Here is a 17,725-nt window from a genome sequence, read left to right on the forward strand (position 1 = left end):
GCCCCGGCGGCGCCGCTCACGCGATGACCGCTTCGAGGTCGGCGAGGACCTCGGAGGCCGTGACCGGGTCGAGTTCGGCGAAGGTGTACGGCTTGTCCTCGATCCGGAGATGGGAGAAGCGCTCCGGGGCGGGGTCGTCGCCGATCCAGACCGCTTCGAGGGTCTGGTCCTCGGACGCGCTCACGTACCCCACGAACAGCCCCATCGCGAGGGTGACGACGACGTACCGGCCGCCGGGGGCCGGACGGACGAGGCAGCAGATGCCGCCGTCGGAGTCGACGGGACCGCGCTGCCAGCCGCGCCGCTCCAGCCGGAGCACGTTCCCGAACGGGACGGTCACCCCCTCGAACCGCGCCAGCCGGGCGCCGGCCCCCTCCTGCCCGGTCAGCGCGTGCACGTCCCGGCCGAGCTGCGGGAACGGCTGCAGGATCTCGTAGTCGGCGAACACCTGGGACCAGTCCGGCAGCGTCCCCCCGAGGTGCAGCGGGTGGGCGATCCCGATCGAGGCGCCGCCGGGCAGCGTGATCGCGCCGTCGGTGACGCCCGCGTACGTCCGGTCCTCGGCGACCCGGAACGCCGTCCGCGCGTCGCCGTCCTCGGCGATCCACACCAGGCGCCGGGCGATGTGCCACAGCAGGGGGTGGTCGACGAAGAACTCACGGAACTCGGCCATGCTCCACCGGCGTCCGGTCGTCATCGCCAGTTCGAGGCGCTGGAGCTGGATGGCGGCGATCGCGCGGACGTCCTTCTTCAGGTCGGCGAAGCGCTGGTAGGCCGCGGGTGCGAGCGCGGCGTCGTCGCGTACACCGGGCTTGGGCAGGGTCGCCCGCGATCTGCCGCTCTCATCGGCGACGTACGGTCGCAGCGTCTCGTCGAAGCCGACGACGAACCGCCTCGGCCCGTAGTCGAGGACCGTCGCGCCGGTGGCGTCCAGGCCGAAGTCGGGGACCAGGCGGTCGCCGAGTTGCTCGGTGGTGAGGCCGCGGGCCGCCGCGATCTGCTCGACCTTCTCCTGCGCGTACTTCTTCAGCCCCTTGTACTTCGCCTTCTGGGCGATGGCGTGCACCTCGCGCAGCGCGAGCTCGCTCCCGATCATGGCGAGCACGTCGAGCCCGCGGACGGCGTGGTGGTGGCCGCCCGCGCCCGGCCAGGCGCGGATGAGCGGGACGAGCCGGCGTACGGTCTCGTCGTCCCCCATCCGGCCGAGCGCGGTGAACTGCCAGGCGTGCCGAGGGTTCGCGCCGTCGTCCAGCCACGACTTGAAGAGGGCCCACCCGAACTCGGCGAGCGAACGCGGGTCGAACGCCTCCAGGGCCGGCTCCAGGCCCGGATCCGGCTCCTCGGGGGTGGAGATCGCCAGCAGGGTGAGCAGGTGGCGGACGGCGGGCCCGGGCAGCGCGCGTTCCCGGCCCCGCAGCAGCGGCCGCGGCAGGGCGTGGGCGTTCACGCCGAGGTCCGCGGGGATCTTCTTCCGGGGCATCAGCCCTTCCAGATCGCCTTCCAGCAGGGTCTCCACGATCGCGGTGGCCCGTTCACCGTGGGGCCGCGCGGCGGCGAGCACGGTCTCCCTGCCTTCCTTCGCGGCGAGGAAGAGCAACGCATACTCGGCGGCGGTCCGGGCGCGGCCGGTCTTGCCCAGCGCGACCGGTACGAGGTGGGGCGGCGCGGCGCTCCCGTGCCGGGCGAACCAGTCGGCCGCGGCGTCCCGGGCCGTCTTGACGCGCAGCAGCCACCCGGCCATGGCGTTCGCGACCTCGCCGTCCAGGAACGGCAGCAGCAGTTCGGCGCCGCGGGCGGGCTTGGCCCGGGCGAAGCGCAGCGCGAGCGGCAGCGCGTCGAGCCCGAAGCGGGCGATGAGGGGCTTCAGCCAGTTCTCCGGGCTCCACCAGCCGCCGGGGCGCTCCCACTCATCGGGCTTCCACTCGCGCAGCACCGGGCGGACGAGTTCCTCGGGGCCCATCGCGAACAGCCCGGCCAGCCACGAGGGTTCCTCCTTCACCCGGCCCGCCTGGAAGTCCGCGACCCGGCGCTCCCAGCGTTCGCCGCGCTCCTGGGCCTCCGGGACAGGCCCGAAGTCGCCGTAACCGCGGTCGGCCCGGCGCAGGTGCCAGCTGTCCGGGTAGGGGTGGAGGATCGCGGTGCCCAGCCAGGCGTCGCGTTCGCCGGACGCCCACGCCATGGAGCGGTCCTCGGGAACGTCCAGGCCCTTGAGGACGACGGGCTCCGGCTCCGGCGCCGTACGGGCCCACGGCGGATCGACCAGGAGCCGCGGCAGTTCGTCCGCCCGCGCCTCCGGAACCCCGCCGTCCGCCGCGGACAGCTTCTCCACGACCGCGCGGACCTGGGCGGGCAGCTCCGGCAGAACCCGCGCCACCAGTTCGGACTCGGCGCGCAGGTGTTCGGTCAGCAGCCCTTCCGCGACGGTGTCCCCGCCGTTCGCGGCCATCGCGAGGACGCGGACGGCGCGTACCGGAAAGCGCCGCATGGTCTCGCGGAGCGCGGCCAGCATGTGAGGGTTTCCGGCACGTTCCAGCATCAGCCCGAACGCCTCGTCGCTCGGCAGCCGGCCGAGCACTTCGAGCAGTCCTTTGCGCCGTGGGGCGCTGTCGTGGTGCGCGTCGAACGCCTCGGCCATATAGGGCGCGATCGCGGGCCCGACCCCTTCGGCCAAGGTGATGAGGTTCTCGATGTAATAACAGTCGACGACCGAAATGCGCGCCTCGGCGCCGAGGATCTCCAGGTGTTCCGCCGAGCCGAGAGAACGCAGCAGCTTGTCCCGCGGCATCGAGGCGGACGCGGCGCAGCATTCGGCCATCCAGTCCAGCTCGGTCGGTACGAGATAGGCGCTGATCATCTGCCGGACCGGTGTCGTACGCAGCCCGGCAAGGAGTTCGACGACCTCCCGGTATTCGGCTTCGCCTGCCCCGGCGAGCAGCGTGCGCAGCCGCCTGGCCGCGTCCTCCAGCCGGCCGTCGAGGCCCGCGCCGGTCCCCTGGCGCGGCCCCAGGCCGGACGCGGCGGCGCCGTGGGGACCGAAGCCGATGTCGCAGCGTTCGAGGAAGGCGTGGACGGCGAACGGCAGGCCGTACGTCGTGATCCACGAGTCCACGAACCGCACGGTCATCTCGCCGTGGTAGGACTCCGAGTCCGGAACGGCCGCGATCACCGCCGCGCCCAGCGGGGTCGCCGTACCGGCCATGTGCTCCCGTCCCGCCGCGGCCAGCGCCGGATCGGTCCCGTCATGGCCGAGCACCTTCTCGATGTCGGCCGCGTACGGGGAGCGCAGCTCTCCTTCCTCGAGATCGGAGATCGTGATCTCCGGGCCGGGCGCTCCTCCCCGCCGGGGATGCAGGTGCCGTTTCCAGGACCTCGGCATTTCCAGGGCGTTCTCGTCCGGAATCCGGGAGCCAGGGTTGATCATGGCGGGGACTGTAGAGCAGGGCACCGACAGCGAGATCACCGATGCCGAACCGGCTCTCGGCGCGGCGCGTCTAAACTCCCACCGTCCGGAGTTCCGGCGCCTTCTCCCACCGGCCGCCGATCCCAGGGAGCCAGCCAGGTGAACGACGATCCAGGCTCCGAGCCGCCCGGCGAACGGCCGGAGCCGCGCATCAGCAACACCTTCACCGACGGCACCGCGGAGAACGTGTTCCAGGGCGGTGACGTCAAGGGCGACCTCTACATCGGCACCACGGTGACCCCGCCGTCCTCCCCGGACGACGAGCTCGACCGCGCCGCGCGGACGCTGGCCGGGGAGGTCAAGAGCCTGTGGCAGCGGCGCTCGGTCGCGGGCCCGGCGCCGATCCCGGTCCACTGGTCGTCCACCCGCCGCCCGGTCCAGGCGTCGCCGGAGGCCCTGCTGCGCGGCCGGGTGCCCGGACGGCCGGTGCGGTTAGAGCTGGACGGCGACGTCACCGGCACGGCGGCCACGTTCCGCCGCCTGCCCACCCGGCAGCTGGTCGTGCTGGGCGGCGCGGGATCGGGCAAGACCGTCATGGCCGTGCTGCTCCTGCTGGAACTGCTGAAGAAGCCGCGGCCGGGCGAGCCCGTCCCGGTCCTGCTGTCGCTGGCGTCGTGGCGGCCCGGGACGTCCCTGCACCGCTGGATGGCCGAGCGGCTGATCGAGGACCATCCGTGGCTGGGCGGGGAGCCCGGGCCGGACGGGCGGACGATGGCGCTCCGGCTGATCGACCGGGGCCGGGTGCTGCCGATCCTGGACGGCCTGGACGAGATCTCCCCCGGCCTGCACGCGTCGGCGATCAAGGCCATCGACGGTGCCATCGGGGACGGCGAGCCCGTGGTGGTGACCTGCCGGGGCAAGGAGTACGAGGACGCCGTGGCGGAGGGCCACCTCACCAGGGCGGTGGTGGTGGAGGTCAAGCCGATCGAGGCCCCCATGGCGCTCGGCTTCCTCAGGAGCGCCCGGGCCGCGGGCGACCGCCGGTGGGACCCGGTGTTCGAGCACCTCCGGGAACATCCGGAGGGCCCGGTCGCGTCGGCCCTGTCGACCCCGCTCATGCTCTCCCTGGCGGCGGCGGTCTACGCCGCCAGATCGTCCGATCCCGCCGAACTCCTCGACACCGGCCGGTTCGGGGACCGGGCGGCGGTGGAGGAGCACCTGCTCGACTCGTTCGTCCCGTCCGTGTACGCCGAGCACCACGCGCGGCCCTACGGCGCCGCCAAGGCCGAGCGCTGGCTGGCCTTCCTCGCCCGGCGGATGGCGCGGCAGGGCACGCGCGACCTCATGTGGTGGCGGATCAAGTCGCCCGTCGTCGGGCTGGTGGTCGGCCTGATCTTCGCCGCCGTGAGCTGGTGGATCTTCGACCTGCTGGTGGGGCCGCGAGGCGTCGCCGCCGCGCTGCTCGTCGGGACGGTGGCCGGGGTGGCCTGCTTCGCGGACCTGCCGCGGTGGCCGGAGGTGCCCGCGGACGACCGCAAGGCCGCCGATCCGCGGTCGGCGCTGCGCCGTTCCCGCGCGGTCGCCGCGGTGTGGGCCACGCTGGCCGGCGTCGCGGTCGGCGTGATGCTCGGCCTCTGGTTCGGTGTGGGTCTCGGGGCGACGCCGGGGAACACCGGGAAGTACGCCGCCGCCTTCGCGCTGATGTGCGGCTTCGCGATCCTGTGCAGCACGGCCTGGGGGGCGTTCCAGGTCACCCGGATCTGGTTCGCCGCGACGGGGCGGCTGCCGTTGCGGCCGATGGAGTTCCTGAGCGACGCCCGGGAACGCGGGGTGCTGCGGCAGGCCGGGCTGGTCCACCAGTTCCGGCACGCGCGGCTGCAGGACAGGCTGGGCGGCGGGACGGTCACGCCCCGGGCGACGAAGGCGGAGAAGCGCACCGGCGAGCCTCTGCCCGCCTTCCCGCGGTTCCTCGTGACGCCGCTGCTCAGGCTCGCGATATCGGTGACCGGCTTCGTGGTCATGACCACGGTGCTCACGACCTCGTGGCCGGCGGAGCCCGTCTACGCCTCGGGGAACCGGCCCACGGCCTGGGCGGCACCGGCACCGTGCAACGTCCCGGATTGCACGGCGACGGTCAGCATGCTGACGTGGCGCGTCCCCGCGCGGCGGGACGTGAGCACCCGGTTCCGGGTCCCGCCCTCCGGGGTCCGCGTTCCTTTCCACGGGCTCGACGGGCTCTTCCTGATCAAGGGATGCCCCGCCGCCACCGTCCAGGTCGAGGCGGTGGCGGACGGGGCGTCGCTGCCTCCCCTCCGGCTTCACGGATCGCGCGGGCGGCAGGTGCCCAAGGCCCGGATCGATCCGGACCATGTGCGGGTCGACACGCTCTCCCTCACGCTGCGGCGGCTCGACTCCCAGCCGTGCACCGCCGAGGTGAACTGGCAGGCACCGGGTGTCACTCACGCGCAGCTCTTCGACATCAAGCGGCGGCTCGGCTGAGCCACCGGGCGCCCGGCCGGGGTTCACGTACGGGCGCCGTGGCCGGACGCGCCCGCGTCCTCCCGCGCGAAACAAGGAAGGACCACCCCCTTTCGGGGGTAGTGCGACATCGGAGGCTTGCCCAACGATCCTCCATGAAGGGGTAGCTGTCCGGCTACGAGGAGGAGTCATGGCAGCAGTGGAGTTTCGCGCGGCTCGCGACTTCCTGCTCGCGCATCGCGAGGACTACACGACGGCGTACGAGAAGTTCCGCTGGCCGGTGCTGACGGGGTTCAACTGGGCACTGGACTGGTTCGACCGGATCGCCGAAGGCAACGACCGGCCCGCGCTGTGGATCGTCGAGGAGGACGGGTCGGAGGCGCGCTACTCGTTCGCCGACCTGTCACGGCGCTCGAACCAGGTCGCCAACCGGCTGCGCGCCGCCGGCGTCCGCCGCGGCGACCGCGTCATCCTCATGCTCGGCAACCAGGTCGAGCTGTGGGAGACGATCCTGGCGGCGATGAAGCTGGGCGCGGTCCTCATCCCCACGACCCCGCTTCTGGGGACGGCGGACCTGCGCGACCGGCTGCACCGCGGGCGGGCCCGGCACGTGGTGGTGAACGCGGCGGACACCGGGAAGTTCGCCGATCTGCCCGGCGACTACACCCGGATCGCGGTCGGCCCGGAGGTGGAGGGCTGGCTGCGGTACGACGAGGCGTACGAGGCCGGCACCGCGTTCACCCCGTACGGGACCACGTTCTCCAGCGACACGCTGCTGCTGTACTTCACGTCCGGCACCACGGCCCGGCCGAAGCTGGTGGAGCACACCCACTCGAGCTACCCGGTCGGCCACCTGTCCACCATGTACTGGATCGGGCTGCGCCCCGGGGACGTCCACCTCAACATCTCCTCGGCCGGATGGGCCAAGCACGCCTGGAGCAACGTCTTCGCCCCCTGGAACGCCGAGGCGTGCGTCTTCATCTTCAACTACACCCGCTTCGACGCCGACCGGCTGCTGGACGAGCTGGAGCGCTGCGGGATCACCAGCTTCTGCGCCCCGCCCACGGTGTGGCGGATGCTCATCCAGGCCGACCTGAGCCGCCTCGGCACCCCGCCCCGCGAGGTCGTCGCCGCGGGCGAACCGCTCAACCCCGAGGTCATCGAACGGGTCCGCGAGGCGTGGGGCGTGACCATCCGGGACGGGTTCGGGCAGACCGAGACGACCGTCCAGATCGCCAACTCGCCGGGCCAGCCGGTCAGGCCCGGCTCGATGGGCCGTCCCGTCCCCGGCTACCGGATCACGCTGGTCGACCCGGTGACCGGCGAACCCGCCGAGGAGGGGGAGATCTGCGTCGACCTCGACGACCGCCCGCTCGGGCTGATGACCGGCTACCACGGCGACGAGCAGCGCACCGCCGAGGCGATGGCGGGCGGCCGGTACCACACCGGCGACATCGGCTCGGTGGACGCCGACGGCTACATCACCTACGTGGGCCGCGCCGACGACGTCTTCAAGGCGTCCGACTACAAGATCTCCCCGTTCGAGCTGGAGAGCGTGCTGATCGAGCACGAGGCGGTGGCGGAGGCCGCGGTGGTGCCCTCGCCCGACCCGGTGCGGCTGGCCGTTCCCAAGGCGTACGTCACGCTGGCCGCCGGCTGGGAGCCGACGGCGGAGACCGCCGCGTCGATCTTCGCGCACAGCCGGGCCCAGCTGTCGGCGTTCAAGCGCGTCCGGCTGCTGGAGTTCGGCACGCTGCCCAAGACCATCTCCGGAAAGATCCGCCGGGTCGAGCTGCGCGCCGACGAGGTGGACAAGCACCCCGATCCCTCCGCCCGGCCCGAGGGAGAGTTCCGGGAGGAGGATCTGCGATGACTGAGCGCAGCGAAGGAATCGCAGGGCACCTGCCGGGGGGTGTGGGGGGTCGTCCCCCCACAAGGAGCCAGATGACTGAGCGCAGCGAAGGAGTCGCAGGGCCCGTGCCGGGGGGTGTGGGGGGTCGTCCCCCCACAAGGAGCCAGATGACTGAGCGCAGCGAGCGCAGCGAGTGGAGTGAAGGAGTCGCAGGGCCCGTGCCGGGGGGTGTGGGGGGTCGTCCCCCCACGAGGAGCCAGACGATTGTCCTCTCGTACGCGTCGGGCACGTCGGGGAAGCCGCTGCTCGGGGACACCATCGGGGCCGACCTGGCCCGGACGGTGGCCGCGTTCCCCGATCGGGACGCGCTGGTGGAGTGCGCCACCGGGCGGCGCTGGACGTACGACCAGCTGGCCGTCGAGGTCGACACGGTCGCGCTGGGGCTGCTGGAGCTGGGCGTGGCCAAGGGCGACCGGGTCGGGATCTGGGCGCCGAACTGCGCCGAGTGGATGTTCGTCCAGTACGCGACCGCGAAGATCGGCGCGATCCTGGTCAACATCAATCCCGCCTACCGGGTGCACGAGCTGGAGTTCGTGCTGAACCAGTCGGGGATCCGCACGCTGGTGGCGGCGCCGTCGTTCAAGACCTCCGACTACGCGGCGATGATCGAGGAGGTGCGGCCCCGGTGCCCGGCGCTGCGCGACGTCCTGCTGATCGGGCGGGAGTCCTGGGAGGCGCTGCGGGACGCGGGGTGGATCGGTGACCCGGCGCGGCTGGCGGCGGCCGGGGCGGGGCTGAGCGCCGACGATCCGATCAACATCCAGTACACCAGCGGGACGACCGGGTTCCCCAAGGGCGCGACGCTCTCCCACCACAACATCCTCAACAACGGCTACTTCGTCGGCGAGCTGTGCGGGTACGACGAGGAGGACCGGATCTGCGTGCCGGTGCCGTTCTACCACTGCTTCGGCATGGTGATGGGCAACCTGGCGGCGACCAGCCACGGCGCCTGCGTCGTGATCCCGGCGCCCGCGTTCGACCCGGCGGAGACGCTGAAGGCGGTCGCGGCCGAGCGGTGCACCTCGCTGTACGGGGTGCCCACCATGTTCATCGCCGAGCTGAACGACCCCTCGTTCGAGGAGCACGACCTGTCGTCGCTGCGCACCGGGATCATGGCCGGATCGCCCTGCCCGGTCGAGGTGATGAAGCAGGTCATCGAACGGATGGGGATGGCCGAGGTGGCGATCTGCTACGGCATGACCGAGACCTCCCCGGTGTCGGTCCAGACCCGGGCCGACGACTCGCTGGACCGGCGGGTGTCCACGGTCGGCACGGTGCACCCGCACCTGGAGATCAAGGTCGTGGACCCCGACACGGGCGTGACCGTCCCGCGCGGAACGCCCGGCGAGCTGTGCACCCGCGGCTACTCGGTGATGCTGGGCTACTGGGAGGAGCCGGAGAAGACCGCCGAGGCCATCGACGCGGCCCGCTGGATGCACACCGGCGACCTGGCGGTGATGGACGCCCGGGGCTACGTGAACATCACCGGGCGGATCAAGGACATGGTCATCCGGGGCGGGGAGAACATCTACCCGCGCGAGGTGGAGGAGTTCCTCTACACGCATCCCGACATCGTGGACGCGCAGGTCATCGGGGTGCCGGACGAGAAGTACGGCGAGGAGCTGATGGCCTGGGTGCGGCTGCGGCCCGGGGCCGAGCCGCTGACCTCCGCGGCGCTGCGCGAGTTCTGCGCGGGACGCCTGGCGCACTACAAGATCCCCCGGTACGTGCACCTCGTGGACGAGTTCCCGATGACCGTCACCGGCAAGGTCCGCAAGGTCCAGATGCGGGAGGAGGCGATCGGCATCCTGGGCCTGGGCGCGGCGGCCGGCACCCGCCACGCGTGACCCGGACCACCGTTCGCCCTTCTCACCGGGGCGTCCGCAGGGCATGCTTCTGAGCATGGGTGACGACGCCGGTGCGGTACGTACGGCGGTCCTGTCGCTGCAGCGCGCGACCGGCCTGCCGATGGTGTTCGGCGGTGCGCTGAACGGCCGTGACCGGCTGCGCATCACCGAGCTGGTCGGCGGCACCACCGGGTCCCTCGACGGGCTGGTGGTGCGCCGCAACTCCGGGCTGGGCGGCAAGGCCATGGCGCTGGGCCGCCCGGTCTGGGTCAGCGACTACCCGCGGGCGTCCACGATCAGCCACGACTACGACGCGCCGGTGGCCGACGAGGGGCTGCTGTCGATCGTCGCCGTCCCGATCGTGGTGCGCCGCCACGTCCGCGGGGTCCTGTACGGGGCGCTGCGCGAGCCGCTGTCGCTCGCCGACCGGGTGGTGGCGATGGCCGTCCAGGCGGCCCGCGACCTGGAGCAGGACCTGGCCGTACGGGACGAGGCCGATCAGGCGCTGGCGCGCGTCCAGGGGGCGCCGCAGGGGCCGGGCGCGGGCTCGGCGTCCGCCCGCTGGGAAGAGGTGCGGGCCGTCCACGCGGAGCTGCGCGGCCTCGCCGACCAGATCACCGATCCGGGGGTGCGCGCCCGGCTGCTGGAGGCGTCGTCCCGGCTGGCCACGGCCGGGCTGGACGGCGGTCCGGCGCCGGACGGGGACGCGCCGCCCGCGCGTCCCGCGCTGTCGCCGCGCGAGCTGGACGTCCTGGCGTACGTGGCGATCGGCTGCACGAACGCCCAGGCCGCGCGGCAGCTCGGCCTGCTGCCCGGGACGGTGAAGAGCTACCTGAGGTCGGCGATGCGCAAGCTCAACAGCCACACGCGCATGGAGGCGGTGAACGAGGCCCGCCGGGCCGGCCTGCTGCCCTGATCGCCGCGACCGCTCCGCGGCTCAGGAACGGGGAAGGCCGGACGTCCGCCGCGCCTGGTTCCTCAGGAACGCGATCAGGCCGACGTAGACGCCGCCCAGCACGAGCGTCCCCGCGGTCATGAGGAACGCGCCGACGAGCCAGAGGCCGCTGGCGTCGTCCGACCAGTCGAACGTCGTGGCGACGGCCATGCCGGCCGTCGCGCCGGCGAGCGTGGCGACGGCGTGGCCGCGCCACGCGGCCGGTCCCGCCGCGACGACGAGGACGAGCACGAACCCGATCACCTGCCACGCCTCGTACGGGCCGCTGACGCTGCCGTCGGGGTGGACGTCGTACCGCTGGTCCCAGCCCAGCCACACCAGCCAGTCGAGCATGGTCAGCAGGGCGGCCGCGACCGCCATCCGGACGTGCCTGGAAACCGAGGGTGCCTTCATGCCGACCAGCCTCCTGGACGGGCCGGGCGCCGCACAGCGCCCGCCTACTCAAGCGCCCCTGAGTTACCCATGAGTACGGCCGCCTCGTTCTCCGCGCGGCCCCGGGGCACCGGCCGTCGCCGTCCCAGGAATCGCACCGGCGGAAGGCAATACCCTGGCGGCATGGTCCTCGCACCTCGCGGCCCCGCCGTCCCGGGCCCGCGCGGCCCTGTTCCCCCGTACGCCGTGGCGTGCGCCGAAATCGCGAAACCATGAACGCGATCGCCCCCGTTCGGCAAAGGATGCAGTTGACATGACCGCTCTGGTACTCGGGCCGCTGCTCCGGCACGTGGCCGACCGCTCCGCCACGATCTGGGTGGAGACCGACCGTCCCTGCGAGGTCCGCGTCCTGTCCGCCGAGCACGGCGTGGACGCCGCCGCCCGGACGTTCACGGCGCACGGCCACCACTACGCCCTGGTGGAGATCGAGGGACTGGAACCGGGCGCCCGGATCCCCTATTCGGTCACGCTCGACGGCGAGACGGTGTGGCCGGAGCCGGGGTCGCGGTTCCCCGCCGCCACGATCAGGACGATGAGCGCGGCCGGGGCGTTGCGGGTCTCGTTCGGGTCCTGCCGCCGCTCGCCCGACCGGGCCGGCCTGCACGGCCTGGACGCGCTGAGCGCGTTCGCGCACGAGCTGGCCGGGGCCGGCGGGGCGGACTGGCCGGACGTGCTGCTGATGGTCGGCGACCAGATCTACGCCGACGAGCTGGGTGAGGAGATGCGCGCCTACATCGGGGAGCGGCGCGACCCGGACGTGCCGCCGGTGGGCGAGGTGGCCGACTTCGAGGAGTACACCCACCTCTACAAGCTGGCCTGGTGCGAGGACCCGGCGGTGCGCTGGCTGCTGTCCACGGTGCCCACCTTCACGATCTTCGACGACCACGACGTCCGGGACGACTGGAACACCTCCTACGCCTGGCGCAAGGAGATGTGGGAGCAGCCCTGGTGGCGGGCCCGCATCACCGGCGGCATCGGCTCGTACTGGATCTACCAGCACCTGGGCAACCTCTCCCCGGCCGAGCGCGCCACCGACCCGCTGTACGCGGCGGTACGGGCGGCCTCCGCCGAGGGCGCCGACGCCGGGAAGCTCATCGACGAGTTCGCCGAGCGGGCCGACAAGGAGCCCGCCAGCACGCGCTGGAGCTACGCGCACGACTGGGGCGGCACCCGGCTGATCGTCGTGGACAGCCGGTGCTCGCGGCTGCTGACCGCCGACCGCCGCGGGATGCTGGACGACGACGAGTTCCGCTGGCTCGACGAGCAGTGCCACGGCGGCATGGAGCACCTGCTGATCGCCAGCTCGCTGCCGGTGCTGCTGCCCCGGACCATCCACCACGCCGAGTCGTGGAACGAGGCGATGGCCGCGGGCGCCTGGGGCAGGCGCGGCGCCCGGCTCGCCGAGAGGCTCCGGCAGTTCGCCGACCTGGAGCACTGGGCGGCGTTCGACGCCTCGTTCCGGGCCCTGGCCGAGGACGTCGTCGCGGTGGCGCGCGGCGAGCGCGGCGAGGCCCCGGCGAGCATCTCGTTCCTCTCCGGCGACATCCACTACTCCTACCTGGCCAAGGTCACCGCCCCCAAGACGCGGACCACCATCTCCCAGGTGGTGTGCTCGCCGCTGCGCAACCCCCTGGTGGGGACGTTCCGCCGGGCCAACCAGATCGCAGGCTCCCGGGCGACCGCCTGGCCGTTCCGGATGCTGGCCCGGATGGCGAAGGTCCCCCCGCTCCCGCTGAAGTGGCGGATCACCGAGGGCCCGTGGTTCGACAACGCCATCGCCACCGTCGAGCTGTCCGGTTCTCAGTGCCGGGTCCGCTGGGAGACCCCGCGGTCCGAGACCTCCCTGGACGAACTGGGCACCGCCACCGTCTGCTGAGCGACGCGTCCGGCCGGGGGTGCGCCCGTTCCGCACCGGAACGGGCACACCCCCGGCGGGCCATCGGCGCCCGCCCCCGCCCCCTCTACGGGGGCGCGCGACGCCGATGGCGTCCCACCAAGGCCGTATCGGCCGCCGTACGCACGACCGCGCCCCCGCGAGGCGACCGTCCGCACATGTTCACGACGCCGCCCCCGTCCGGTCGTGACGCGATTCAGAGGACCATTTTCCGCCACAATGAGTGTTCAATGCGTCACCATGGGCGAATCGCCACTCGGTAAGGAGGCCACGTGAGCGAGACCGCGTCCGATCGGCCCACGCCGGAATCCAGCGACGCGGTGCTCATCACCCGGATTCGCGCCGGGGACGTCACCGCGTACGGCACCCTCTACGAACGCCACCTGGGCGCGGCCCGCGGCCTCGCCCGGCAACTGGTCGAGCACCACGCCGCCGAGGAGGCGGTGCAGGAGACCTTCGCCAAGGTGCTGGACGCGATCCGGCGGGGCGGCGGCCCGCGGACGGCGTTCCGCCCGTACCTGCTCACCGCGCTCCGCCACACGATCTACGACCGCCGCCGCGGCGAGCACCGCACCGAGCCCACCGCGCGGATCGAGGAGTACGACCGGGGCACGCCCTTCGCCGACCCGGCGCTGGAGGAACTGGAACGCGCGATGGTCGTGAAGGCGTTCCGGTCCCTGCCCGAGCGCTGGCAGGCGGTGCTCTGGCACACCGAGATCGAGAGGGCCAAGCCGGCCGACGTGGCCCCCATCCTCGGCCTCACCGCCAACGGCGTCTCAGCGCTGGCCTACCGGGCGCGGGAGGGGCTGCGCCAGGCGTACCTCCAGATGCACCTGGGCGACCCTCCCGGGCCGTCCTCCGGCTCGGGAGGCGGCCCCGGCGAGCGATGCCGCCCGGTTCTGGAGAAGCTGGGCCCGTACGTGCGGGGAGGGCTGGCCCTCCGCGACGCGCGCAAGGTCCGCCGCCATCTGGACGGGTGCGACCGGTGCCGGGACGTCCACAACGAACTGGCCGACGTCAACACCGCCCTGCGCGAGGCGATGGGGCCGCTCCTGCTGGGGACGGCCACGACCGCCTACGTCGCGTCCAAGGGCGGCCTGACGCTCGGCGGCATCCTCGGCCCGCTCCAGGGCCTGTTCCAGAGCCTGCTCCATCCCCACCACATGGGGGTCGCGTCGACGGCCGCCACGGGCCTGGTCCTGGTGACCATGATCGTGGTGACCTCCGACGGCACCGCCGACCCGTCGTTCTCCACGTCACCGGGCGCCGGCCGTCCCTCGGCCACGTCCTCGCCCGCGGGGGCACCGGGCGGGCACCCCCGGCCCGAGCCCGGCCCGCCGGCGTCCCCCTCGCGGGCCCCCGGCCCCGCCATCGGCACTCCCCAGGCCACCGTGCCCGGCGGACCGGACACCGCCTGCCCGGCGGATCCGCACCGGAACCGCCGGGGCCCTGCCACGCGGGGCGGCGGCCCCGGCCACGACGCTTCGCGGGGCGCTCCGCACGGCCGGTGCGGCCGTCCCTCCCACCAGGGCTCGAACGGGCGAGGCCACGCGAACCCGCCCGGGAACCGGAGGGGCGACGGCCAGGGCAGGGCGCCCGAGGACCGGCACGGCAACGGCAGGCCGGGCAAGCCCGGTAAGGGCGGGCACCCGAGGACCGGGGCCTCGCCCGGGCGTCCCTCCGCTCCGCCGGGACACACCCGCCCGCACCCCGGGAGGCACGGCGACCGGCCGCACAAGCGATAGTCCGATCGCCGGAGAACGGCCGCACGGCACCCGGCCCCTACGCCAGTAGTGGAGAAACTCCAGTGCGTGTGCGGGCGGCTCCGCGCCGTGTCACCGATTGTTTCCCGTAAAGATCATGTGCCCGTATTAGGGGCAGGCCGGAACGCCTGGTAGCGTCCGCGCTGACCACCTTGGAACAGGAGCGGGATCACGGGCGAGGATGTGCCGCGGCATAACACGGCGGAAACATATGCGGCCATGACGCGCGACATCGGCGCGAAACGGCAGGTGGCGGTCGCCGCGCGCCGTGACGCGACATGCTCCAGGGGCGGTGACGCAGGCGTGTCCGGCCCTGGCCGCCGGGCCCGGCGGCGTCCCGGCGAATCACCGGTTCGCGGCGTCCTCCGCCCCGTAAACCACCGTCGGCCACCGGGACCGCTCGACGGATCATCGATTTACGAGTGCCGACGACTCGCGCATGGCTAAGTGTCGTGAAAGAGTAGCGAATCGCCGTATTGGCCTACGGGGCAAACGGGCTTCACTACGCTATAGAAGCCCGGGGTCTTTCTCCGGCCCGCGTCCCCGAGAGCAGGAAGGGGAGGCCGCCGTCCGATGGTCACCCCTCGCGACCCTGACCGAGGAGTGGGCCTTCAGAGAGGTCCCGTGTTGAGGAAGGGCGATGTCGCATGGATCGCTGCGCGCTGTTCGTAGACGCCGGCTACCTGCTGGCCGACGGCGCCATGGCGGTGCACGGCACCCGCCATAGGGAGACCGTCTCGTGGGACTTCGGCGGGCTGCTGCAGCTGCTCGGCAATCTGGCCCGCGAACGCACCGGCATCCCGCTGCTGCGCTGCTACTGGTACGAGGCGACGGTCGAGGGGCGCCGCGCTCCCGAGCACGAGGCGCTGGCCGACCTGCCGGGCCTGAAGCTGCGGCTGGGCCGCATCCGTCCCGGCCGCCGCGAGGGCGTCGACACCGAGATCCACCGTGACCTGATGACGCTGGCCCGCAACGGCGCGCTCGCCGACGCGGTGGTGGTCAGCGGCGACGAGGACCTCGCCCAGGCCGTCATGGACGCCCAGGACCTGGGTGTCCGCGTCACGGTGGTGCACGTCGCCGTGGACGGCAACTGGACGGTCTCCCGCGCGCTCCGCCAGGAGTGCGACGACCTCATCGAGATCGGCTCCGGCCAGCTGCGCCCGTTCGTCAACCTGCTGGCGGGCATGGAGACCGGCACCGCGACCGGCGGCGTGACCGGCGGCGTGACCGGCGGCTCGACCGGCGGCACCGGCGGCGGCTCGGGCGGTTCCGGGTCCGGGACGTCCACCGCCCCGCTGTCCAACGGGCACGGCTCCAGCGGCACGCTCGGCTCGCTCCAGCCCACGGGGTCGCACGCCGGCCCTCCCCCGTCCTCTCCGCTGACCGGCCACCCCCTGCCGGCCCCGCCCCTCGCCGGGCAGCCCCAGGCGTCCACCACGGGCTCGGGACTCGCCCCCATCAGCCCGCCGCCGAGCCTGGGCGCGGGGTCCGGCTCCGGCTACGGCTCCACCTCGGGATCCGTCTACGGCTCGGGGACGGGATCGGGCTACGAGTCCGGCTCCGTCCCGGGATACGGCTCGGGCTCGTCCGGCACCACCGGCCAGTCCGGGACGGCGGGCACCACGAACGGCACGTACAGCACGGGCACGTACAGCACGGGGACGCACAGCACGGGGACGCACAGCACGGGCACCCACAGCACAGGCGCGCACAGCACGGGCGGCTTCAGCACCACGCCGGACACGGGCTCGGGCACCGGTTCCCACCCGGCCCTCGGCTTCGGCGGCGGCATGGGCACGAGCGCCTCCGGCGCGTCCCAGGCCCCGCCGGTGATGCCGTCCGCGTCCCCGCTGCACGCGGCCCCGACGCCCGGCCCCACCACCACGGCCTCCACGCATCAGCCCACCGGGCCCCAGTACCTCCCGCCCGCGCACGCCCAGCCGCCCTCGTCGCCGCCGCACGGCCCCTACACCGGGCCGCAGCAGATCGCGCCGCTGCCCGCCCAGCAGAGCGCGCCCACCCTCGCCGACGCGGTCAAGGCCGCGCACAAGGAAGGCCAGGACTTCGGCGAGTCCGTCGCCCGCGACGCGCCCGCGCTGTGGCTGGAGGCGGTGCTCGCCCGCAAGCCCCGGATGCCCTCCGATCTGGAGGCGAGGCTGCTGCAGGGCTCCTCGCTCCCGATCGACTTCCTGTTGCACGACGAGGTACGGCACGCGCTCCGCCGGGGCTTCTGGGACGCCCTCGAACGTTCCCGCAGGTGATCAAGCATCGGTACCTGCTTACGCGTAGGTAATTCACGATCCTCCTCGATTCACCCGCTTCTCTTGCCGGGCGGCGGGTAGCGTTGAAGCGTGACGCATGTGACGGAAGACGACCTCGACGACCTGGAGTTCGACACCCTGCGCACGGGCGATCACATCTCGGCGGCGCGGCGGCTCTCCGAACTGGCCGAGTCGGTGTCCGGCGGGGTGTCACGTGCGAACGTGCTGCTGCGCGCGGGTGAGCAGTGGCAGCACGCCGGCGACCACGCCAGGGCGGCCGAGCTCTACCGGGCGGCGGTGGACGACGGCGGCGAGACCTACGGCGATGCCCGCGCCTACCTCGCCGACGCCCTGTTCGAGCTGGGCAGGGCCGACGAGGCGCGCGCGCTGGTCGAACGGATCCGCTCCGAGCGGCCCCGCGACCCCGAGGTCTACCGGACCGTCGCCGAGGTGCTGTACGCGCAGGGCGACGCCGCGGGCGCCCACGACTGGGCCACCTCGGGCGCCGACGTGGTCCTCGCGCTGCGCGACCGGGTGGTCGGCGTCGGCGCGGGCACGGGCTCCGCGCCGGACGACGCCGACGCCTCGTTCACCGCCGGGCCCGAGGACGTGGCGATCGCCGAGGACAGCCTGGAGGCCCTGCTGCGCCTCCGCTACCGCGCCCGCGTCGACCTGGGCCGCGCCGAGGACGACTACGACGCCCTCCTGGACGACCTCCTCAAGAACGCGTAGTTCTCATCTAGTCCCGGCCTACGGCGCTCGCCTGGCGGCTCGCGCCTGACC

Annotated in this window: 10 protein-coding genes; 8 read left to right on the forward strand and 2 right to left on the reverse strand. The window is 73.2% G+C overall.

The features are described 5' to 3' along the window. Window positions 1–16: 16 nt before the first annotated feature. Window positions 17–3,421: a DUF4132 domain-containing protein gene (locus IW256_RS30345; RefSeq protein ID WP_197014211.1), complete on the reverse strand. Its 3,405-nt coding sequence runs from the start codon at window positions 3,419–3,421 to the stop codon at window positions 17–19. Between the two features lie 138 nt (window positions 3,422–3,559). Between IW256_RS30345 and IW256_RS30350 the strand changes: the two genes are divergently transcribed. The 4 genes from IW256_RS30350 to IW256_RS30365 all read left to right on the forward strand — a co-directional run bounded on the left by IW256_RS30350 (window position 3,560) and on the right by IW256_RS30365 (window position 10,553). Next, window positions 3,560–5,899 carry an NACHT domain-containing protein gene (locus IW256_RS30350; RefSeq protein WP_197014212.1) on the forward strand — a complete coding sequence of 780 codons (2,340 nt, stop codon included), beginning with the start codon at window positions 3,560–3,562 and terminating at the stop codon, window positions 5,897–5,899. Window positions 5,900–6,068: 169 nt separating this feature from the next. Then, window positions 6,069–7,751 (forward strand): AMP-binding protein, encoded by a 1,683-nt coding sequence (locus IW256_RS30355; RefSeq protein ID WP_197014213.1) that lies wholly within the window; start codon window positions 6,069–6,071, stop codon window positions 7,749–7,751. Between the two features lie 197 nt (window positions 7,752–7,948). Next, entirely contained in the window at window positions 7,949–9,637 is a 1,689-nt protein-coding gene (locus tag IW256_RS30360) for an AMP-binding protein (protein WP_307829209.1), read from the forward strand. Between the two features lie 55 nt (window positions 9,638–9,692). Continuing rightward, window positions 9,693–10,553, forward strand: a complete 861-nt coding sequence (locus IW256_RS30365; RefSeq protein ID WP_197014215.1) for a LuxR C-terminal-related transcriptional regulator — start codon at window positions 9,693–9,695, stop codon at window positions 10,551–10,553. 21 nt (window positions 10,554–10,574) lie between these two features. Here IW256_RS30365 and IW256_RS30370 read toward each other — a convergent pair whose 3' ends face one another. Continuing rightward, window positions 10,575–10,985 (reverse strand): hypothetical protein, encoded by a 411-nt coding sequence (locus tag IW256_RS30370; protein WP_197014216.1) that lies wholly within the window; start codon window positions 10,983–10,985, stop codon window positions 10,575–10,577. A gap of 292 nt (window positions 10,986–11,277) precedes the next feature. Between IW256_RS30370 and IW256_RS30375 the strand changes: the two genes are divergently transcribed. The 4 genes from IW256_RS30375 to IW256_RS30390 all read left to right on the forward strand — a co-directional run bounded on the left by IW256_RS30375 (window position 11,278) and on the right by IW256_RS30390 (window position 17,674). Next, window positions 11,278–12,900, forward strand: coding sequence for an alkaline phosphatase D family protein (locus IW256_RS30375; RefSeq protein ID WP_197014217.1), 1,623 nt, complete (start codon window positions 11,278–11,280; stop codon window positions 12,898–12,900). Window positions 12,901–13,190: 290 nt separating this feature from the next. Next, entirely contained in the window at window positions 13,191–14,663 is a 1,473-nt protein-coding gene (locus IW256_RS42875; protein WP_197014218.1) for a sigma-70 family RNA polymerase sigma factor, read from the forward strand. A 665-nt stretch (window positions 14,664–15,328) separates the two neighbouring features. Next, complete coding sequence (locus IW256_RS30385) at window positions 15,329–16,942, forward strand: NYN domain-containing protein (RefSeq protein WP_197014219.1); 1,614 nt, start codon at window positions 15,329–15,331, stop codon at window positions 16,940–16,942. A gap of 90 nt (window positions 16,943–17,032) precedes the next feature. Next, complete coding sequence (locus tag IW256_RS30390) at window positions 17,033–17,674, forward strand: tetratricopeptide repeat protein (protein ID WP_307829211.1); 642 nt, start codon at window positions 17,033–17,035, stop codon at window positions 17,672–17,674. The last annotated feature ends 51 nt before the right edge of the window (window positions 17,675–17,725 follow it).

It is taken from the genome of Actinomadura viridis, assembly GCF_015751755.1.
GTDB lineage: Bacteria > Actinomycetota > Actinomycetes > Streptosporangiales > Streptosporangiaceae > Spirillospora > Spirillospora viridis.